Origin of the sequence: Allokutzneria multivorans, assembly GCF_039537405.1 — a bacterium.
GTDB lineage: Bacteria > Actinomycetota > Actinomycetes > Mycobacteriales > Pseudonocardiaceae > Allokutzneria > Allokutzneria multivorans.
Genome location: NZ_BAABAL010000006.1, coordinates 187,742 through 206,959, shown reverse-complemented (window position 1 = coordinate 206,959; position 19,218 = coordinate 187,742). Strand labels below are relative to the sequence as shown.

The window sequence follows — 19,218 nt, the reverse complement described above, 5'->3', positions numbered from 1 at the left end:
CGTGCTCAAGCGCGGCCGCGGCATCGAGCTGAAGACCCGCGGCGAGCTGGAAGCCATGCGCGCCGCGGGGCTCGTGGTGGCACGGGCGCTCGCCGCGGTCGGCGCCGCCGCCAGGCCGGGGGTCAGCACGCTGGAGCTCGACGAGCTGGCCGAGCAGACGATCAGGGACGCGAAGGCGGTGCCCTCCTTCAAGGGCTACCACGGCTTTCCCGGCAGCATCTGCGCCTCGGTGAACGAGCAGGTCGTGCACGGCATCCCGAACCGCGCCCAGGTCCTCGCCGAGGGCGATCTGCTCTCGGTGGACTGCGGCGCGATCCTGGAGGGCTGGCACGGCGACTCCGCGGTCACGCTGGCCATCGGCGCGATCACCCAGGCCGAGCAGGAGCTCTCCGACGCCACCCGCGCCTCGATGTGGGCGGGCATCGAGCAGGTCCGCGCGGACAACCGGCTGACCGACATCTCCTTCGCGATCGAGAGCTCGGTCATCTCCTCCGAGGAGAAGGACGGCCGCACCTACGGCATCGTCGACGGCTACGGCGGGCACGGCATCGGCTCGCAGATGCACATGGAGCCGTTCCTGCCGAACATGGGCAAGCCCGGCAAGGGGCCTCGCCTGCGGGTCGGCATGGCGCTCGCGGTCGAGCCGATGCTCACCCTGGGCACCGACCGCACCGAGGAGCTCTCCGACGGCTGGACGGTGATCACCACCGACGGCACCAGGGCCGCGCACTGGGAGCACACCGTCGCGGTCACCGAGGACGGCCCCTGGGTGCTCACCGCCCCGGAAGAGAGCTGACACCCCGCACCACCCGAACACCGACCGCCGCCCCCGTGCCGAACCCGGCCCGGGGGCGGCGGTGTCACGGGGCTGAGATCGCTACCCCCACGGGCGTGTTCGCGAATACACATCGCGGATGACGACTGTGTCCTTCACCAACTGGAACTCTCGACGGTGTGGGCGAATCCATGCGCACCTGGTTGGGGGCCAGCCTGGTGATGATCGCGGTCTGGACGGTGACCGGCCTGGTCACCGGGGGTTTGGGCTATCCGTGGTTCGTCTGGCCGGTGAGCGTCTGGGGCGCGCTGGAAGTGCTTTCCTGGGCGGGGGACCGCCACCGCGAGCGCTCCTGAGCGGGGGCCGGTTTGGCCGCTGTCGCGAGGCCGCCTACACTATCGGGACGGCGCGTCCGTCGCGCTGGCTCTTATTGCGCCTGACTCCATAGTGGTGTTGCTGGGTTCTCACCCCTCACTCGTGATCGGGCTCGACAGGATCCTGACGTTGCGGACGTCCGCGCCCGGCTACTGGTTCGCGCCGGTGTCCGGGCATGTCAGATGATCTGTCACCGTCACGAAACGCGGAGGACATGGGCAAGAAGGACGGGGCCATTGAGGTCGAGGGCCGCGTGGTCGAGCCTCTCCCCAACGCGATGTTCCGCGTTGAGCTGGAGAACGGCCACAGGGTTCTCGCACACATCAGCGGCAAGATGCGGCAGCACTACATCCGTATCCTGCCCGAGGACCGGGTAGTCGTGGAGCTCTCGCCCTACGACCTGTCCCGCGGCCGCATCGTCTACCGCTACAAGTGACCTCCACGGTGTCCGGATTCCATTCGGACACGCGGCCAAGCAGGAGTGCACGACCGTGAAGGTCCAGCCGAGCGTCAAGAAGATCTGCGACAAGTGCAAGGTGATCCGCCGTCACGGCCGGGTCATGGTGATCTGCGAGAACCTGCGTCACAAGCAGCGTCAGGGCTGATCACCCGCAGTCGCGGTTAGACGACACAACACAAGCCTCCTCGTACCTGTTCGCGCCGTTCGCGGCGCGGGACACACCCCCGGACTTCAGGCCGGGGCCCTGGACCACTGGTCCGGGGACGGGCGGGGAGAAGACCTGAAGTGATCACAGGAGCTAGAGAGCCGTATGGCACGTCTTTCTGGCGTTGATCTCCCCCGCGAGAAGCGGATGGAGATCGCGCTGACCTACATCTTCGGCATTGGCCGAACCCGCTCCAAGGAGATCCTGGCCGCGACGGGCGTCAGCCCGGACCTGCGCGCCAAGGACCTCGGCGACGACCAGCTGGTCCAGCTGCGGGAGTACATCGAGAACCACTTCAAGGTCGAGGGTGATCTTCGCCGCGAGGTCGCGGCCGACATTCGTCGGAAGGTCGAGATCGGCTGCTACGAGGGCCTGCGGCACCGCCGCAACCTGCCCGTGCGTGGTCAGCGGACCAAGACCAACGCCCGTACTCGTAAGGGCCCGAAGAAGACGGTCGCCGGCAAGAAGAAGGCCGGCAAGAAGTAGTCCGACCTCGCGTTCCTAGCTAGGAGATCAAGAGCAGAATGCCTCCCAAGACCCGCCAGGGCGCCGGGGTCAAGAAGATCCGGCGTAAGGAAAAGAAGAACGTCTCTCATGGGCACGCCCACATCAAGAGCACGTTCAACAACACCATCGTCTCCATCACGGACCCGAACGGCGCTGTGATCGCCTGGGCCTCCGCCGGCCACGTCGGCTTCAAGGGCTCCAGGAAGTCCACCCCGTTCGCGGCCCAGATGGCCGCCGAGAACGCCGCCCGCAAGGCTGCCGAGCACGGCATGCGCAAGGTGGACGTCTTCGTGAAGGGTCCCGGCTCCGGCCGCGAGACCGCGATCCGTTCGCTCCAGGCCGCGGGCCTCGAGGTCGGCACCATCCAGGACGTGACCCCGCAGCCGCACAACGGTTGCCGCCCGCCCAAGCGGCGTCGGGTCTGAGCGCGGGAGAGGAGTAAGAAGACATGGCACGCTACACCGGTCCCGCGACTCGCAAGTCCCGCCGACTCAAGGTCGACCTCATCGGAGGCGACAAGGCCTTCGAGCGTCGCCCCTATCCGCCCGGCCAGCACGGCCGTACGCGGATCAAGGAGAGCGAGTACCTGCTTCAGACGCAGGAGAAGCAGAAGGCTCGCTTCACCTACAACGTCCTGGAGCGCCAGTTCCGCCGCTACTACGAGGAAGCCGTGCGTCTCCCCGGCAAGACCGGTGAGAACCTGCTGCGCATCCTCGAGTCGCGCCTGGACAACGTGGTCTACCGCGCCGGGCTCGCCCGCACGCGGCGTCAGGCTCGTCAGCTGGTGGCGCACGGTCACTTCCTGGTCAACGGCCAGAAGGTGAACATCCCCAGCTTCCGCGTCTCGCAGTACGACATCATCGACGTGAAGCCGAAGTCCATGCCGACGCTGCCGTTCCTGGCCGCGAAGGAAGCCCTCGGCGACCGTCCGGTCCCGGCCTGGCTGCAGGTCGTGCCGTCGAACCTGCGGGTGCTCGTGCACCAGCTCCCGGAGCGCGCACAGATCGACGTGCCGGTCCAGGAGCAGCTCATCGTCGAGCTCTACTCGAAGTGACGTGTTCCGGGGTGGTCGTCGCAGACGGCCGCCCCGGACCCGCGTCCGACCCCGGTGGCGGCACTACAGGGTGTGCCGCCGCTCTGCCGGTCCTCCAGGTCCGCCTGGTCCCCGGTGCGTCATTTCTCTCGGTGTCATATAGCGGTCACCGGTAGGAAAGGGAACAGTCAGTGCTTATCTCTCAGCGCCCGTCGCTGGCCGAGGACTCGGTCAACGACACGCGGTCCCACTTCGTCATCGAGCCGCTGGAGCCGGGCTTCGGCTACACGCTCGGCAACTCCCTGCGCAGGACCCTCCTGTCGTCCATCCCGGGCGCCGCGGTGACCAGCATCCGCATCGACGGTGTGCTGCACGAGTTCACTACGGTCCCCGGTGTGAAGGAGGACGTCACCGACATCATCCTCAACCTCAAGGAGCTGGTCGTCAGCTCCGAGGAGGACGAGCCGGTGACGATGTACCTGCGCAAGCAGGGCCCCGGCGAGGTCACCGCCGGCGACATCGTCCCGCCCGCGGGCGTGACGGTGCACAACCCCGACCTGCACATCGCCACCCTCAACGGGAAGGGCAAGCTGGAGATCGAGCTCGTCGTCGAGCGCGGTCGCGGCTACGTCCCGGCGATGCAGAACAAGCAGGCCGGTGCCGAGATCGGCCGCATCCCGGTCGACTCGATCTACTCGCCGGTGCTGAAGGTGACGTACAAGGTCGAGGCCACCCGTGTCGAGCAGCGCACGGACTTCGACAAGCTGATCCTGGACGTGGAGACCAAGCCCTCGATCACCCCGAGGGACGCGGTGGCCTCCGCGGGCAAGACCCTCGTCGAGCTCTTCGGGCTGGCCCGCGAGCTCAACGTGGACGCCGAGGGCATCGAGATCGGCCCGTCTCCCGCGGAGGCGGACACCATCGCCGCGTTCGCGATGCCGATCGAGGACCTGGACCTCACCGTCCGGTCCTACAACTGCCTCAAGCGCGAGGGCATCCACACCGTGGGTGAGCTCGTGTCGCGCAGCGAGGCTGACCTGCTGGACATCCGGAACTTCGGCGCCAAGTCGATCGACGAGGTCAAGCTGAAGCTGGCCGGCCTCGGGCTCGCGCTCAAGGACAGCCCGCCCGGGTTCGACCCGTCGGCCGCCGCGGCGGACTACGCCTCCGAGGGCTGGTCCGCAGGGGTCGACCACGGCAACGACGATGGCCACGACTACGCCGAGACCGAGCAGCTGTAGAGCTGCTCACCGCGAGCGCCCGCAGCGGCGTCGCGCGGCTTGATCTCAAGAGGAGCAAGACATGCCCACGCCCACCAAGGGTGCCCGGCTCGGTGGGTCGCCGGCCCACCAGCGGCTGATGCTGGCCAACCTGGCCACGTCGCTGTTCGAGCACGGTCGGATCACCACCACCGAGGCGAAGGCCCGCAGGCTGCGGCCGTACGCCGAGCGCCTGATCACCAAGGCCAAGCGCGGTGACCTGCACAACCGTCGCGAGATCATGAAGCTGATCCGCGACAAGGACATCGTGCACAAGCTGATGGCGGAGATCGGCCCGCACTTCGCCGAGCGCGCAGGCGGCTACACCCGCATCACCAAGACGATGCCTCGCAAGGGCGACAACGCGGCCATGGCCGTGATCGAGCTCATCACCGAGCGCACCGTCACCGCCGAGGCGAACGCCGCTCGCGGCACCAAGTTCGCCAAGGACGAGAAGAAGACCGAGGCGGCCCCGGCCGCTGAGGCCGTCGAGGTCGCCGAGACCGAGACCGTCGAGACCGAGGCCAAGGCCGAGGACAAGACCGAGAAGTGACGACTGGTTCCCAGTCCGGCGAGCCCGCCGCTTCCTCCGCACAGGAGGGCGGCGGGCTCGTCCGCGTCCAGGGGCCGCACCGGTTCCGGCTGGACCTGGGCTACGACGGCACCGATTTCTCAGGCTGGGCGCGGCAGCCCGGCAGGCGCACCGTGTGCGGGGTGCTGGAGGACGCGCTGTCGCTGCTGACGCGGCGCGACGTCCAGCTCACCGTCGCGGGGCGGACCGACGCCGGCGTGCACGCCACCGGCCAGGTCGCCCACTTCGACTCCGCCGATCCGTCCGAAGTGGACGGTCTGGTGCGCAGGCTGGCCCGGCTGCTGCCGCCGGACGTGCGGGTCTACTCGATCCGCGAGGTGCCGCTGGAGTTCGACGCGCGCTTCGGTGCGCTGCGGCGGCACTACGAGTACCGCGTGACCGCCGCCGAGTACGGTGCCGCTCCGCTGCGCGCCCGTGAGGTGGTCGCGTGGCCGCGTCGGCTCGACGTGGCCGCGATGAACGAGGCGGCGCGGTTGTTGTTGGGGGAGCACGACTTCGCGGCGTTCTGCAAGCGCAGGGACGGCGCGACGACCGTGCGTCAGCTACAGCGCTTGGAGTGGCTCGCTGACGGTGAAGAGCTCGTCGCGCACGTCTCCGCCGACGCCTTCTGCCATTCGATGGTGCGCAGCCTCGTCGGCGCGCTGCTCGCGGTGGGGGACGGTCGCAAGGGGCCGGAGTGGCCCGGGACGCTGCTGAGCTCCACCGTGCGGGCGAGCTCGGTCGTCGTGGCCCCCGCGCACGGGCTTTCCCTCGTGGCAGTGGACTATCCGGCCGATGACCAGCTCGCGCAGCGCGCGGAGGTCACCCGCCGAGTACGCGTCCTCGGCGGATGACCTCGGTCGGTGATCAGTCCTGCGGCTGTGAAGCGCTGCAGAACTTGTTGCCGCCAACATCGGTGAGCACCCTCGGCGGAGTCTTCACGTACCACGCGCCGGTCTGCACGTGGTCACCGTCCGGGTAGAACGGGATCGTGCTCCACGGCCCCTGGCAGGTGTTGTAGGTGAACCCGGTGTCCCACCGCGCCTTCACCAGGATGAACGTGCCGCCGCAGTGCTTGTGGTAGCCGGTACGGCCTTCGGTGTACCAGCCGCACTGCGCGGCCGACGCGCTCGGCGCGGCGACGGCGGTCATGCCCAGCACCGCGAACAGCGGCAGCGCCAGGCCGAGGATCTTGCGCATCAGGTCATTCCCCTCAGAATGTTGATCAATGACGGGAGCGACCCTAGGGGCAAGGGGGTTTGCGCTGAGATGAAACGGATGATCTTCGTCTGAAGGGGTGATTGACAGAATTGGAGAAGTGCGGTGGAACCGTTCGGGTCCTGAAACGTCAGTCGCCCCTGCGGATGGGGCCGAGCAGCTGCTGCTCACTGGGCGTGGTGATCAACCGGATGGGCAGCCACAGGTTCGGGCCGACCGCGACCACCCGGTCGTCGCCGAGGGCGGTCAGCTGCTGGACCAGGTTCGGCGGCAGGTTCCACATCCGCCCGGCGAGCTGGGCCTGGCCGACGGGGAGCCGCTGGATCAGTGCCAGGTCGGCTCCGGTCACCGTGGACGCCGCCTGCGGGTGCAGGTAGGGGAGCACGTAAAGCGTTGTCTGCCAAGGAGAACGCGGCGGGAACAGCTCCTGGGGGACCGCGGTGCCGTCGTGCACGACGAGCAGCGGGCCGTCCTCGGAACCTCGGGGCAGCTCGACCGGCGTGAGCCTGCGGATCTGCACCAGCGGCACCGGGCGCCCGTCGGGGCCCTGGCCGGCGGCCCTCGTCAGGGCGTGCCACGCGGCAGGTCGTCCGGTGGCGACGACGACCCAGGCTCCCGTTGCCATCGCCCGCATCGCCACTTGGCGCGCCAGGTACAGCCCGCCGACGAGCGCGATGCGCGTAGGTGCGTTGCGCAGCACCGAAACCGACAGTGGCTCGCCCTGCGCGCCGCAACCGAGCACCATGCCGCCGCGGTCGCCGGAGGGGCTGATCGCGTCGAGCATCTCCGGCGACACGGTGAACTCCGGGGCGACGCCGAGGTCGGCAGCCTTGTTCTCCAGCATCCTGCCGCGTGCGGTCATGTGTTTCCTCCGAGCGGCAGCGAGGCGGCGAACCCGGCGAGCTGCACACCGCGCAGCGGGGTCAGCGACAGGCCGAGCCGCTCACTGATCGTCTGCAGCCGCTCGTCGGCCTGTTCCAGTTCCTTCGGTGTGCGGGCGCTGACCCGAGCCAGGCCGCGCAGGCCCACGTTGCCGTCCTCGTCGCTCGGCGAGATCGCCACGGACACGGTCGCCGACAGCGCGCGCACACCGGTCAGCGCGTTCAGGCTGGCCTGGCCGCCCTTGCTCGGCCAGCCGGTGACCGCGTAGCTGGCGTGGCCGACTCCGGCGGCGGTGACCCCGGTCCAGCGCTCGCGGAGCTGCACCGGGTCCGAGTTGCCGACGGAGGTGGTGAGTTCGGCGGCGGAGATCCCGGCGCGCAGCAGTTCGTCGGTGTCCAGCGGGCGCGTCTGAACCCCCTTGGCGGCCAAGGCGTTCCCCACCCGCGACAGCGCTCCGAGCAACGCGCGGTGGGCGCCGACGACGCCACCGCCGCGCTCGCGGATCGCGGAGAGGCAGCGCTGCGGGTCCAGTCGCACGGCCACCCAGGTGGTGCGCCGCGCCGCGGTCGGCAGCGGACCGAGGACTTCCAGGTAAGAGGCCAGGGCGGGCGAGGTCGCCGGTAGCGCCGCGCTTCCCGGGTAGCAGTGGGAGATGACCTGGATGGAGTCGAGCACGACGCCCCGGTCCTCCAGGCACGGCACGAGCGCGGACAGCGGCAGGTTGGGCGTGCTGCCGACCTTGGTGATCAGTCCGGGGGCAGGGTCGACGAGCAGGACCGCGGTCCAGGTGCCCTCGTGCCACGCCAGGCCGATCGGGTTGCGGTCGTGGTCGGTGGCCTGTGCGACCACCAGGTCCGGGACGGCGAGCCGGAGCAGCGCGACCCTGCGGTCCTCCGCGCCCAGCGTCGTCCGCTCCGGCTCCGGCTGCGCGTCCGCGGACTGGCGCGCGGTGCGCAGGTGGGAGCGGAAGGAGTAGCGGGCGGTGAGCGCGATCCACTGCGTCAGCCAGCGGCCGTTCCACCGCGCGGCCGCCACCAGCAGGCCGAGGACCGCGATCCCGGCGGCCACGGGCAGCAGCGCGCCGTTCACCGTCAGCAGGAGCAGCCCGAGCCCGGCACCGACCTGGAAGACGACGAGGTTGGCGACGGGCAGCGCGCCCAGGCTCGCGCCCACCGTGCGCCGCCGCGCCCTGAGGACGGCAGGGGGCGCGGTGGGGTTCGTTGTCACGGACATTCCGGTTCGGTCTCTCCCCGCGCTGGCTGCCAGTAGGGTGCCACTCGGGCCAATAGGCACCGGGCCGTAACGCTACCGCGCAGTGGAGAGCAGCAAACGAGAATGCCCTCAACTCCCACGACCAAGTCACAGGTGCAGGCGTATCGATTCGTCGTTCGCCGCATGGAGTCCGCGTTGGTGCGCAAGGACGCTGTGATGGTCCATGAACCGGCGCGCACCCAAATGCGGGCGACCGCCGCCGGGGCCGTCGTCGCGGTCTCGATCATTCTGGGATTCCTGGTGTACGGCCTGATCAAGCCGAAAGGAACCCTGCCGGATAACGGCATCGTGATCAGCGAGCAGACCGGCGCGGTTTTTGTCGCGACCTCGAACCCGCGCCAGCTGATCCCGGTGGCGAACATGGCTTCGGCGCGGCTGTTGCTGATGACCACCGGAGGCGGTGCGACCGGAACTCCGTCGCGGGTCGACGAATCGAAGCTCACCGATGTGCCGAGGGGGGCATTCACCGGAATTCCGGGCGCTCCCGAGCTACTTCCCGACAAAGACCTGAGAGTTTCACCCGAATGGGCCGTGTGCGACGAGCTCTTCCGCAAGCTCGACCTGCCGGACCCGGACGAGCGGCCGGGGCTGCACACCACGGTGCTCGCCGGGACCGCCGCGCCGGGCCGCAGGCTGGGGCCGAGGGAGGGCCTGCTGCTGGCAGGGCCGAACGGCCAGAGCTACCTCGTGTTCTCCGCCGACGACGGCATGGGCCTGAAGGGGACCGGGACGGTGCGGGCGAAGGTGGACCTGGGCAACGCCGCGGTCCGCGAGACCTTCCGGCTGACCGGGAACAAGCCGCGCAAGGTCAGCAGCGGCCTGCTCAACGCCATCCCCGAGGTCGCGGAGCTGCGCGCGCCGGAGATCCCGCAGCGCGGTGAGGCCACCGAGTTCGGCACCGAGCACAAGGTCGGCTCCGTGGTCCGCACCGAGCGGGCCAGGGGCGACTTCCAGTTCTTCGTGCTGCTCAAGGACGGCAAGCAGGAGATCACCGAGACCGTCGCCGAGCTGATCCGCGCCACCACGGCCACGACGGGCTGGCCGGACATGGCGACCCAGCAGCTGGTCAACCTCAGGACGACGGCGAAGTCCTTGAACGTCAAGGACTTCCCCAGATTCGCGCCGACCGTGCTGAGCATCGAGCGCGCGCCGACGACCTGCCTGAGCTGGACGCCGAAGGACGGCAGCGCGACCTCGACGGTCACCGTCGGCGACAACCTCGGGCAGACGGTGAAGCCCGTGCAGCTCGCACAGGCCGACGGCTCCGGCGAAGCGCTCGACGGCTTCTACCTTCCGCCCGGCCGAGGTGCCGTGGTGCGCGCGGCCACCTCCGAGAACGACTTCAGCACCGGGCCGATCCAGCTCGTCTCCGACCGCGGCGTGAAGTTCGGCATCCCCGACGTGCGCACGGCCGAGGGGCTCGGGCTCGCGCTGCCGTACTGGCCCGCGCCGGAGAGCATCCTGCGGTTGCTGCCGGAAGGCCCTCGGCTCGACCCGCGCGAGGCCCGGCGGGTGTTCGACGCGGTCCCGCTGGACGACTCGAAGATCCTGCGCCGCAAGGACCCCCGCGAGGAGCGCGCGGGCGGCTGAGGATTCCGGTCAGGTGGTGCGGCGGCGGGCCCGGACGGCCAGGTGCGTCAGTGCCAGCAGGCCCAGGGCGATGCCTGAGCCGACCAGCGCCACGGTCAGGGGGCGGTGGTCGGCGGGCGTCGCGGGTGCGATGTCCACCGTGGACCGCAGCGGTGGGCGCGGGTTGATGCCCTGCTCCTCCGGGAGCACGGCGGTCAGCGCCGCGACCGGGTCGACCATGCCGTAGCCGATGTGGAAGTCCCGACCCGTCCTGCCCTGCGGCTGGCGCGCGGTCTTCTTGATCCGCTCCATCACCTGCGTCGCGTCGAGGTGCGGGTACCTCGCGCGGACCAGCGCGACGACCCCGCTCACGTACGGCGCCGCGAAGCTCGTGCCCTGGATGTCGTGGAGCTGGTTGCCCTCGACGTAGCGGTTCGCCAGCCCGCTGGCGCCCGTTCCGGGGTCGAGCGAGGTGTTGTTCGTGCCGGGCGCCGCCACGTCCACCCACGGGCCGCCCATCGTGAAGGTCGCGGGCCCACCTCCTTCGCTGATCGCGCCGACGGTCAGCACGTCCGCGTCCAGCCAGGCCGGGGTGGGCACGGTCTGCACCGAGTCGGGCCGGTTGGGCCTGCCGCAGTTGCTGCCCTCGGCGGTGGTGACGTTGCCCGCCGCCGCGACGACCACCGAGTTCTTCTCCCGGGCGTAGCGGGCCGCTGCCTGCACATCGGGCCAGTTGGAGCCGGCGGGCATGCACACCACCGAGGAGATGTTGATCACCCCGGCTCCGGCGTCCGCGGCCCGCACGATCGCCTTCGCGAGCGTGGAGTGGGTGCCCGCGCGGGTCGAACCGCTGTCCTTCTTGCCGAAAGCCTTGCTGGACTGGCGGATGGCCAGGATGCGAGCGCCGGGAGCGACGCCCTTGAACGCCGACTTGGGCTGGTCGCCCTCGGGGCCGTCGGCGGCGATGATGCCCGCGACCATCGTGCCGTGGCCGTCGCAGTCATCGGTGCCGTCCTTGCCCGCGACGTAGTCACCGCCACCGCTCAGGCGTCCGGCCAGGCGTGGGTGGCGGTTCACCCCGGTGTCGATCACCGCGACGAGCTGGCCGTCACCGCGACCGAACCGCCATGCCTGCTCGAAGTTGAGGTGCATTTGGCCCCATGGCTTGGCGCTGAGGTCACCGCTCGCCCGGCCTTCCACGCACACCTTGTCCTGCTCGTACACCTCGTCAGGCTTCGCGTCCCCCTTCAGCTGCCCGATGTCGTAGGTGACGGGCGGGGGAGCGGGATAGCTCGGCACGGGGGTGAACTCGGCGGTGGGCTGGGCGAGCGCCACGACACCGACGATGGTGGCGAGCGCGCGCATCAGAGGTGCCTGACGACGCTGTAGAGGTCCATCACGGCGAGCGCGAGGGGCAGAACGGACGCGATGAGCACGGCCTCGGCCACATCGACGGAACGGCGCAGCACGGGGGAGAACCGCTGCTTCGGGAACACGACGCCGAGGGTGATGGCGGTCGCGGCGAGGACCACGAGCAGGCCGAAGACCCACAGCAGCTGGTGCAGTGGGCTCGCGCGGAGCAGCCAGCCGACCATGAGCCCGGTCGCGGTGAGCAAACCGGTCGCGAGCAGCGCGATGGCCTGGCCGCCGTTGGCGTAGGTGCGGGCGCGCAGCAGGAGCACGGCCGCGACGACTCCGCCGAAGAGCGGGCCGAACCACGAGGGGCCGCCTGCCGCGAGCACCGCGCCCGCTGCCGCCACGACGCCGGAGGCGATGAGCATGCCGGTCATGTACTGGTGGGCGAGGCCCGCGCGGCGCTCGATGACGGCGTAGTCGGGGAACTCGTCGTCCTCCTTGAGCTCGGCGGCGCTGCCGGGGACGTGCGGCAGCGGCAGCTTGGCGAGCTGGATGGTCAGCCTCGGCAGCACCGACAGCGCGGCCAGCGCTATCGACGCGGTGCCCGCGGCGATGCCGGGAACGGCGTTGGGCAGGAACGCCGCGACGAGGCTCGCGAGGGCTCCGGTCTTCCCGATTCCCGCTCCAGCAACGAAAACGGTGATCCCGTTGCCGAGCACGAGCAGGCTGATCACCGAGACGACCCCGGCCGCCGCGAAGGCCAGCACGAGGCTCGCGGGGCTGAGCGCGCCGGGCACCGCGTGCAGGCCGCAGACGAAAGCCATGGGCAGCGCGCCCGCGGCCGCGACGACGACGCCGGAGTCGGGGGCGCGCTGCGCGCGGGTGATCGTCGAGCCCGCCGCGATGGCCACGAGCGCGGCGACCCCGGCGGTGATGGCGGCGGCGAGCGGGAAGCGCCCTCCGGCGAGGTGCACGGCGACGGCCGCGGTGACCAGGGCCAGGCCGCAGGCGGTGTTGCCGAGCCTGCGCGCGGTGTCGCTGGTCCACGGCCGCAGCCCGCCCGGTTCGGCGTCGGCTATCGCGTCGACCACGTCGTCGTAGAGCGGGGGCGGCGGGTTCTCGGTGCGGCGGCGCAGCTGCACCAGGTCGCCGTCGACGACGCCGAGCGAGGCCAGCGTGCGGCTGAGGTCGAGCGGGGGCTCGCCGAGCTTGGCCAGGCACCACCCGCCGTGCCGCGCGCCGCCGTCCTGCGTCGCCTGGCCCGCCAGGTTCAGCAGCTTCGGCAGCAGGTCGGCCACCGCGACGTCGGAGGGCAACGCCACGTCGATCCGTGTCTGCGGCGCGAGCACCGTCACCCTGCTGAACACCGTCGTCGCGGTCGCCACCAGCACCCCCTGTGCTTTGTTAGCCCGTCCCGGTGGGCGTTCACCGAATCGACCGGAACGTCATCATGAGCGCCCCTAGTATGGCCAAGCCTCCTCGGGCGGTACTTCGGGTTCTCCTGAATCCGCCAGAAGGAGGTAGGGCAGTCTTGGGGGACCGCCGAAATACGAGACGACCCTGACACGAGCTAAGAGGTACTTCTCCGGTGAGCACGCTTCAGTTCAAGCGGTCCGCGCGACTGAGCCCGCCCCGTATGCCAGGTGGTGAGCTGCTTCTGGAAGCGCCACCGGAAGTCCCCCGCGTGATTCCGGCGAACATCCTGATGAAGATGCTGCCGCCGGTGATGATCGTGGCTTCCGTGCTGATGATGGCGCTGGTCTTCATCACCGGTGGGCAGAATCCCAGCTCGCTGATCTTCGGCGGGATGTTCCTGCTGTCCACCATTGGGATGATGGCGGGCGGAGGATTCGGCGGGACCGGCAAGAAAAAGGCCGAGATGAACGAGGACCGCAAGGATTACCTGCGGTATCTCGGGCAGATGCGGGAACGCGCTCGTCAGGCCGGGCACGACCAGCGCGAGGCCCGCGAGTGGGTGCACCCCGACCCGCAGGCGCTGTGGTCGCTGGCGGCCACCCGCCGGATGTGGGAGCGCCGCGCCAGCGACCCGGACTTCTGCCACCTCCGCATGGGGCGCGGGCCGCAACGGCTGGAGACCAGGCTCCGCCCACCGGAGACGGGGCCGGTCGACGAGCTGGAACCGATCACCACGCTGGCCCTGCGCAAGTTCATCCGAGCCCACTCGATCGTCCCCGACCTGCCGTCGGTGTTCACGCTGCGCGCCTTCGCCGCCGTCGCGCTGCACGGGCAGCGGGCGCGGACCAGGGCGCTGGCCCGCGCGCTGATCGCCCAGCTGGCCACCTTCCACGCGCCGGACGACGTGCTGGTCGCGGTCGTCGCCACCGGGAACGCGCGGGCGGAGTGGGAGTGGGTGAAGTGGCTGCCGCACGCGCAGCACCCCAGGCTCACCGACGGCATCGGCTCGCTGCGGATGATCACCGGCTCGCTCAAGCAGGTGGAGACGTGGCTGGCCGAGGAGATGCGGGACCGCCCGCGCTTCACCAAGGGGAGCCAGCAGGAGCAGCAGCCGCACATCGTGATCGTCGTCGACGACGGCGAGGTCGCAGGCGACGAGCACGTGCTGCTCACCGAGGGCCTCTCCGGCGTGACGCTGCTGGACCTGTCGGACTCCACCGGCACGCTGGCCAAGCGCCGCGGCATCCGGCTGACCATCCAGGACGACCGGATCGGCGCGCTCAGCGGCACCGGCGGCGTGGAGTGGTTCGGCGGGCCGGACGCGATGACCGTGGTCGAGGCCGAGGCGCTGGCCAGGCGGATCTCGCCGTACCGGGTGATCACCGGCGCGGGCGCGGAGCTGGTCGACGAGCCGTTGCTGACCTCCGACACCGGGCTGTTCGAGCTGCTCGGCCTCGGTGACCCGATGAGCTTCGAGATCGCGCACGCGTGGCGGCCGCGGCCGATCAGCGACCGCTTCAAGGTGGCCTTCGGCATCGGCGAGCACGGCCAGCCGGTGGAGCTGGACATCAAGGAGGCCGCGGTCGGCGGCATGGGCCCGCACGGCCTGTGCATCGGCGCGACCGGCTCCGGCAAGTCGGAGTTCCTGCGCACACTGGTGCTGGGCATGATCGCCACGCACTCCTCGGCGATGCTCAACCTGATCCTGGTGGACTTCAAGGGCGGCGCGACCTTCGCGGGTCTCGACGGCGCCCCGCACGTGGCCGCGGTGATCACCAACCTCGCCGACGACCTGACGCTGGTCGACCGCATGCAGGACGCGATCGCGGGCGAGATGAACCGGCGCCAGCAGGCGTTGCGCGACGGCGGGAACTTCAAGAACGTCTGGGAGTACGAGCGGGCGCGCGAGAACGGCGCGGACCTGGATCCCTTGCCCGCCCTGTTCATCGTGGTCGACGAGTTCTCCGAACTGTTGTCCGCCAAGCCCGACTTCATCGAACTGTTCGTCGCGATCGGCCGACTCGGGCGTTCGCTCCAGATCCACCTCCTCCTCGCCTCGCAACAGCTTGAGGAAGGACGGCTGCGCGGGCTGGACGGGCACCTGTCCTACCGCATCGGCCTGAAGACCTTCTCCGCGTCGGAATCGCGGTCCGTGCTCGGCGTCCCGGACGCCTTCGAGCTGCCCCCGGTCCCGGGCTCGGGTTACCTGAAGTTCGACACGAACACGTTGGTGCGCTTCAAAGCCTGCTACGTCTCCGGGCCGCACCGGCCGCCGGGGATGCAGGCGGTCAGGGCTACCGCGCCGGTCACCGGCGACCGCAGGCCGAAGCTCTTCGTGCCCGACTTCGTCGAGACGCACATCGAGCCGGAGCTGCCCGTCTCGGCGGACGAACCCGCGAAGCCGGAACAGCCGACCGAGCCGAGCGAGCTCGACATCGTGGTCCGGCGCGTGCAGCGCAAGGGACCAGAGGCGCACGCCGTGTGGCTGCCACCGCTGAACGAGCCGCCTTCGCTGGACCTGTTGCTGCCCAACCTCTCCACGACCGAGGACCGAGGACTGTCCCCTGTGGACTACTTCGGCGCGGGCAAGCTGATCGCTCCGGTCGGCATCGTCGACCGCCCGTACGACCAGCGCAGGGACACCCTGTGGGCGGACTTCTCCGGGGGCGGCGGTCACGCGGCCGTCGTCGGGGCCCCGCGCGCCGGGAAGTCCATGCTGCTGCGGTCGATCGTGATGTCGATGGCGTTGACGCACACCGCCGAGGAGACGCAGTTCTACTGCCTCGACTTCGGTGGCGGAACGCTCGCGTCGTTGCAGAACCTCCCGCACGTCGGCGGCTACGGCGGCCGGTTCTCGCCGGACCTGGTGCGGCGCATGGTCGCCGAGCTGAAGACGTTGCTGGCCGAGCGCGAGGAGAGCTTCCGCGAGCTGGGCATCGAGTCCATGGCGGAGTTCCGCGCCCGCAAGCGCAGGGGCGAGATCGTCGACGACGCCTTCGGTGACGCGTTTCTGGTCGTGGACGGCTGGGCGGCGTTCCGGCAGGAGTTCGAGCTGCTGGAAGAGGACGTGGTGAAGCTCGCCGCGCAGGGCCTGTCCTACGGGGTGCACGTCGTGGTCGCCGCGACGCGCTGGGCCGAGATCCGCCCTTCGCTCAAGGACTTGCTGGGCACGCGCTTCGAACTGCGGCTCGGTGATCCCAGTGAGTCCGATGTGGACAGACGAGTCGCGGTCAACGTGCCCGCAGACCGGCCGGGACGGGGTGTGTCCAAGGACCGGTACCACTTCCTCACCGCGCTGCCCAGGATCGACGGCGCGGCCAAGGCCTCCTCCGGCGTGCCGATGACCGCCGAGGACGCGGGCACCGGTATCGCCGACGCCGTCGCCAGGATCGCGGCTGCCTGGCGCGGGCGCTCCGCCCCGCCGGTGCGCATGCTGCCGGATTCCTTCCCCTACAGCAGATTGCCCGCGCCGAGCGCCGAGCTGCCCAGGCACGCGATCCCGATCGGCATCGACGAGGACGAGCTCAAGCCGGTGTACCTGGACTTCGAGTCCGAGTCGCACTTCGTCTGCTTCGCCGAGCAGGAGGCGGGCAAGACGAACCTGCTGCGCACGATCGTCCGGGGCGTCGTGGACCGCTTCACGCCGAAGCAGGCGCGGATCATCCTGGTCGACTACCGCCGCACCATGCTGGGCTTCGTCACCTCCGACCACCTGCTGGCGTACGCGGCGGGATCGCAGCAGTTCACCGGCATGGTCGAGGACATCCACGCCTCGCTGACCAAGCGGCTGCCCGGCCCGGACGTCACGCAGGAGCAGCTGAAGAACCGGTCCTGGTGGTCCGGCCCCGAGCTCTTCCTGGTCGTCGACGACTACGACCTGGTGGCGACCGCCGGCAACAACCCGCTCGCGCCGCTGGGCGATTTCCTCGCGCAGGCGAAGGACATCGGCCTGCACCTGGTCGTCGCGCGGGCCTCGGGCGGGGCCAGCAGGGCGCTGTACGACCCGGTGCTCGGCAAGCTCCGCGAGCAGTCCGCGCCCGGCATCGTGATGAGCGGCAACCGGGACGAGGGCCAGCTGGTCGGCACCGTGAAGCCCTCCGCGATGCCAGCCGGTCGCGGCACGCTCGTCACCCGTCGTTCCGGCCAGCGGGTCGTGCAGCTCGCCTGGCTGGATCCCGAGTGACGGTGCGGGAACGGGTCCGGCTCGCCGTCGACTTCGGCACCTCCAGCACGTGCGCGGCGTTGTCGGTCGACGGCGCCGAACCCTCGGTGGTGCTGGTCGACGGCAGCCCGCTCGTACCATCGGCGGTGTTCGTCGCCGTCGACGGCACGGTCTTCGTCGGCCGGGAAGCGGAGCGCCAGGCCGCGATCGATCCCGCGCGGTTCGAGCCGCATCCCAAGCGCCGCATGGACGAGGGCGAGCTGCTGCTGGGCAACGTCGTCGTCCCGGTCGCTCGCGTGGTCACCGCGGTCCTCGCCCGGATGGTCGCCGAGGCGCGCAGGATCGCGGGCGACGCCCAGGTCGACGTGCTCGTGCTGACCCACCCCGCCGACTGGGGTTCGGTCCGCGCCGGCGTGCTCACCCGTGCTGCCGCCGGGCTCGCCAACCGCGTCGTTCTGGTGCCGGAACCCGTTGCGGCGGCGGTGTTCCACGCTGCGAGCACGGGCTTCGGCGGTGCCGCTCTCGCCGTGCTCGACATCGGTGGCGGGACGGTCGACGCCAGCGTGGTGCGGCGCACGGGCTCCGGCTTCGAGGTCTTGGCGAGCCGCGGCGATCCGAGCTTCGGCGGCGCGGACATCGACCAAGCGCTCTTGGAGCACGTCGGCACGCTGGTCTCCGGCGAGGATCCGGAGGCGTGGAGACGGCTCGTCGAGGGCCGTGATCTGCCCGACCGACGCCGTCGCCGCGTGCTGCGCGAAGACGTCCGCAGCGCCAAGGAGACCCTGTCCAGGCACGCGTACACCGACATCCCGATGCCGCCGCCGTTCTCCGACGCGCACGTGCCCCGCGTGGAGCTGGAGCGCTTGGTGCGCGGACGGCTGACGCGCGCTGTGGAGCTGCTCGCGGCGACCGTGCGCGAGTCCGGGACCGACGTCGCCGGGGTCTTCCTGGTCGGCGGCTCCAGCCGGGTTCCACTGCTCGCGCGGCTGGTGCACGACCGGCTCGGCACGGTGCCGACCGCGCTCGACCAGCCGGAGACCGTGGTGGCGCGCGGAGCCCTGCGCGCGGTCCCGGTCGCGCCTGTGCCCCCGCCGCCTCCTCCCGTCCAGCCACTCGCACCGCCGCCCGTACCGCCTTCGAAGCGCCGGTCAAAGGCGGGAATCGCCGTGGTCGCGGTTCTCGCGGTGGCAGTGGTGGTGATCACGGGATTTGTGATCACGATGGGAAGCGGTGGCAAGGAACTCGCGCAGTACAACTACCGATTCCGCGTTCCCGACGGCTGGGAACACAGCGGCGGGGAGCCCGCGAAACGCAAGGTCCAACTGCGCAGAACCGCGAGCCCGGACACCGACGACGTCATCGGCGTGGAACAGCTCCCGCTCTCCTACAACGCGACCGAGGAACGAGAACGCGCGCTCCGCGAACTCCGCGCGGTGGTGGAGCGGGCGAGCGCGGAGGGCTACTCGGGTTTCGTCGCCTCGACCGGCTTCGGTGGTCGCGACGTCGCCCAGTACCGCCGTGAGCTGCGCGGATCAGTCGTCGAGTGGCACGTGGTCTTCGAGGGGGCGATGCAGCTCACCGTGGGCTGCCAGAGCACGCCGGAAGGCCGGGAAGCGGTGCGCGGGGCGTGTGAGCGCGTGGTCGGCACGCTCTCCGGCACGGGCTGAGTAATTTCACGGGCAAATGCCAGAGTGACTTTCCCTACTCGATTGCGGCGGCGTCCCACCAATCAGGTGGACCGCGTTCACACGCGCAACAAGTTGCCGCATTAAGTCGCGGTTCCGGAAGGCCGCGTGGCATGGTCTTGGGCTGTAGCACCGATCGAAGGGGGAGTCGTTCGATGACTCAGTACGAGGTCAATGCGGAGGCCATGAGCAAGGCCTCCGGTGACGTCGCCAAAGTGCGGGAGCAGCTGGTCCGCGAGCTCAACGGCCTGAGGGGGCAGCTGGAGCCGCTGCAGTCGCAGTGGAAGGGCGAGGCCTCCAAGGCCTTCCAGACCCTCATGCGCAACTGGGGCGAGCAGACCGTCAAGCTCAACAACGCGCTCGGGGTGATCTCCGACCAGCTCGGCCAGTCCGGCAAGTCCTACGTCCGCCGCGAGCAGCAGGCGACCGAGGGCATGTCCACCATCCGCGCCGGCCTGGAAGGACTCTGATCA

The 19,218-nt window shown here is 70.3% G+C and carries 19 protein-coding genes; 14 read left to right on the top strand and 5 right to left on the bottom strand.

Going from position 1 to position 19,218, the window contains the following annotated elements:
- Position 1 precedes the first annotated feature (1 nt).
- From map to truA, 10 genes are all read left to right on the top strand, one after another.
- Positions 2-796, top strand: a complete 795-nt coding sequence (gene map, locus ABD798_RS10680; RefSeq protein ID WP_344873981.1) for a type I methionyl aminopeptidase — start codon at positions 2-4, stop codon at positions 794-796.
- A gap of 170 nt (positions 797-966) precedes the next feature.
- Positions 967-1,131, top strand: a complete 165-nt coding sequence (locus tag ABD798_RS10675; protein ID WP_344873317.1) for a hypothetical protein — start codon at positions 967-969, stop codon at positions 1,129-1,131.
- Positions 1,132-1,364: 233 nt separating this feature from the next.
- Positions 1,365-1,586 carry a translation initiation factor IF-1 gene (gene infA, locus ABD798_RS10670; RefSeq protein ID WP_029136093.1) on the top strand — a complete coding sequence of 74 codons (222 nt, stop codon included), beginning with the start codon at positions 1,365-1,367 and terminating at the stop codon, positions 1,584-1,586.
- Between the two features lie 55 nt (positions 1,587-1,641).
- Positions 1,642-1,755, top strand: coding sequence for a 50S ribosomal protein L36 (rpmJ, locus tag ABD798_RS10665; RefSeq protein ID WP_010148647.1), 114 nt, complete (start codon positions 1,642-1,644; stop codon positions 1,753-1,755).
- Positions 1,756-1,920: 165 nt separating this feature from the next.
- Positions 1,921-2,301, top strand: coding sequence for a 30S ribosomal protein S13 (gene rpsM / locus ABD798_RS10660; protein WP_086827429.1), 381 nt, complete (start codon positions 1,921-1,923; stop codon positions 2,299-2,301).
- A gap of 38 nt (positions 2,302-2,339) precedes the next feature.
- The gene (gene rpsK / locus ABD798_RS10655) at positions 2,340-2,747 is read left to right on the top strand and encodes a 30S ribosomal protein S11 (RefSeq protein ID WP_086827427.1); all 408 of its coding nucleotides are present in this window, start codon (positions 2,340-2,342) and stop codon (positions 2,745-2,747) included.
- Positions 2,748-2,770: 23 nt separating this feature from the next.
- Positions 2,771-3,376 (top strand): 30S ribosomal protein S4, encoded by a 606-nt coding sequence (gene rpsD / locus ABD798_RS10650; RefSeq protein ID WP_344873311.1) that lies wholly within the window; start codon positions 2,771-2,773, stop codon positions 3,374-3,376.
- 170 nt (positions 3,377-3,546) lie between these two features.
- The gene (locus ABD798_RS10645) at positions 3,547-4,596 is read left to right on the top strand and encodes a DNA-directed RNA polymerase subunit alpha (RefSeq protein WP_086827423.1); all 1,050 of its coding nucleotides are present in this window, start codon (positions 3,547-3,549) and stop codon (positions 4,594-4,596) included.
- Positions 4,597-4,657: 61 nt separating this feature from the next.
- On the top strand, positions 4,658-5,167 hold the full coding sequence (gene rplQ, locus ABD798_RS10640) for a 50S ribosomal protein L17 (protein WP_344873307.1): 510 nt from the start codon (positions 4,658-4,660) through the stop codon (positions 5,165-5,167).
- Positions 5,164-6,039, top strand: coding sequence for a tRNA pseudouridine(38-40) synthase TruA (gene truA / locus ABD798_RS10635; RefSeq protein WP_344873305.1), 876 nt, complete (start codon positions 5,164-5,166; stop codon positions 6,037-6,039). Before rplQ ends, truA begins: the two co-directional genes overlap by 4 nt.
- 13 nt (positions 6,040-6,052) lie before the next feature.
- On the opposite strand, the gene ABD798_RS10630 is transcribed toward truA, so the two are convergent.
- The 3 genes from ABD798_RS10630 to eccE all read right to left on the bottom strand — a co-directional run bounded on the left by ABD798_RS10630 (position 6,053) and on the right by eccE (position 8,518).
- Complete coding sequence (locus tag ABD798_RS10630; RefSeq protein WP_344873303.1) at positions 6,053-6,385, bottom strand: DUF6355 family natural product biosynthesis protein; 333 nt, start codon at positions 6,383-6,385, stop codon at positions 6,053-6,055.
- Between the two features lie 148 nt (positions 6,386-6,533).
- Positions 6,534-7,265 (bottom strand): hypothetical protein, encoded by a 732-nt coding sequence (locus ABD798_RS10625; RefSeq protein ID WP_344873301.1) that lies wholly within the window; start codon positions 7,263-7,265, stop codon positions 6,534-6,536.
- Positions 7,262-8,518 carry a type VII secretion protein EccE gene (gene eccE / locus ABD798_RS10620; protein WP_344873299.1) on the bottom strand — a complete coding sequence of 419 codons (1,257 nt, stop codon included), beginning with the start codon at positions 8,516-8,518 and terminating at the stop codon, positions 7,262-7,264. The genes ABD798_RS10625 and eccE overlap by 4 nt, the downstream gene beginning before the upstream one ends.
- Before the next feature lie 102 nt (positions 8,519-8,620).
- Between eccE and eccB the strand changes: the two genes are divergently transcribed.
- The gene (gene eccB, locus ABD798_RS10615) at positions 8,621-10,147 is read left to right on the top strand and encodes a type VII secretion protein EccB (RefSeq protein WP_344873297.1); all 1,527 of its coding nucleotides are present in this window, start codon (positions 8,621-8,623) and stop codon (positions 10,145-10,147) included.
- Positions 10,148-10,156: 9 nt separating this feature from the next.
- On the opposite strand, the gene mycP is transcribed toward eccB, so the two are convergent.
- Together mycP and eccD are read right to left on the bottom strand one after the other, a co-directional pair.
- A complete protein-coding gene (mycP, locus tag ABD798_RS10610; protein ID WP_344873295.1) occupies positions 10,157-11,491 on the bottom strand; it encodes a type VII secretion-associated serine protease mycosin in 1,335 nt (444 codons plus the stop codon).
- Positions 11,491-12,867, bottom strand: coding sequence for a type VII secretion integral membrane protein EccD (eccD, locus tag ABD798_RS10605; RefSeq protein WP_344873293.1), 1,377 nt, complete (start codon positions 12,865-12,867; stop codon positions 11,491-11,493). The genes mycP and eccD overlap by 1 nt, the downstream gene beginning before the upstream one ends.
- Before the next feature lie 203 nt (positions 12,868-13,070).
- On the opposite strand from eccD, the gene eccCa reads away from it, so the two are divergent.
- From eccCa to ABD798_RS10590, 3 genes are all read left to right on the top strand, one after another.
- Entirely contained in the window at positions 13,071-17,081 is a 4,011-nt protein-coding gene (eccCa, locus tag ABD798_RS10600) for a type VII secretion protein EccCa (RefSeq protein WP_344873291.1), read from the top strand.
- A complete protein-coding gene (locus ABD798_RS10595; protein WP_344873289.1) occupies positions 17,078-18,727 on the top strand; it encodes a type VII secretion-associated protein in 1,650 nt (549 codons plus the stop codon). Before eccCa ends, ABD798_RS10595 begins: the two co-directional genes overlap by 4 nt.
- 173 nt (positions 18,728-18,900) lie before the next feature.
- Complete coding sequence (locus ABD798_RS10590) at positions 18,901-19,215, top strand: WXG100 family type VII secretion target (protein ID WP_344873287.1); 315 nt, start codon at positions 18,901-18,903, stop codon at positions 19,213-19,215.
- The last annotated feature ends 3 nt before the right edge of the window (positions 19,216-19,218 follow it).

What these genes read in the sequence shown, in the direction of transcription:
- ABD798_RS10675 (WP_344873317.1), top strand. Translation starts at nt 967, where the DNA reads ATGCGCACCTGGTTGGGGGCCAGCCTGGTGATGATCGCGGTCTGGACG.
- infA (WP_029136093.1), top strand. Translation starts at nt 1,365, where the DNA reads ATGGGCAAGAAGGACGGGGCCATTGAGGTCGAGGGCCGCGTGGTCGAG.
- rpsM (WP_086827429.1), top strand. Translation starts at nt 1,921, where the DNA reads ATGGCACGTCTTTCTGGCGTTGATCTCCCCCGCGAGAAGCGGATGGAG.
- rpsK (WP_086827427.1), top strand. Translation starts at nt 2,340, where the DNA reads ATGCCTCCCAAGACCCGCCAGGGCGCCGGGGTCAAGAAGATCCGGCGT.
- rpsD (WP_344873311.1), top strand. Translation starts at nt 2,771, where the DNA reads ATGGCACGCTACACCGGTCCCGCGACTCGCAAGTCCCGCCGACTCAAG.
- rplQ (WP_344873307.1), top strand. Translation starts at nt 4,658, where the DNA reads ATGCCCACGCCCACCAAGGGTGCCCGGCTCGGTGGGTCGCCGGCCCAC.
- ABD798_RS10630 (WP_344873303.1), bottom strand. Translation starts at nt 6,385, where the DNA reads ATGCGCAAGATCCTCGGCCTGGCGCTGCCGCTGTTCGCGGTGCTGGGC.
- ABD798_RS10625 (WP_344873301.1), bottom strand. Translation starts at nt 7,265, where the DNA reads ATGACCGCACGCGGCAGGATGCTGGAGAACAAGGCTGCCGACCTCGGC.
- eccE (WP_344873299.1), bottom strand. Translation starts at nt 8,518, where the DNA reads ATGTCCGTGACAACGAACCCCACCGCGCCCCCTGCCGTCCTCAGGGCG.
- eccB (WP_344873297.1), top strand. Translation starts at nt 8,621, where the DNA reads ATGCCCTCAACTCCCACGACCAAGTCACAGGTGCAGGCGTATCGATTC.
- mycP (WP_344873295.1), bottom strand. Translation starts at nt 11,491, where the DNA reads ATGCGCGCGCTCGCCACCATCGTCGGTGTCGTGGCGCTCGCCCAGCCC.
- ABD798_RS10590 (WP_344873287.1), top strand. Translation starts at nt 18,901, where the DNA reads ATGACTCAGTACGAGGTCAATGCGGAGGCCATGAGCAAGGCCTCCGGT.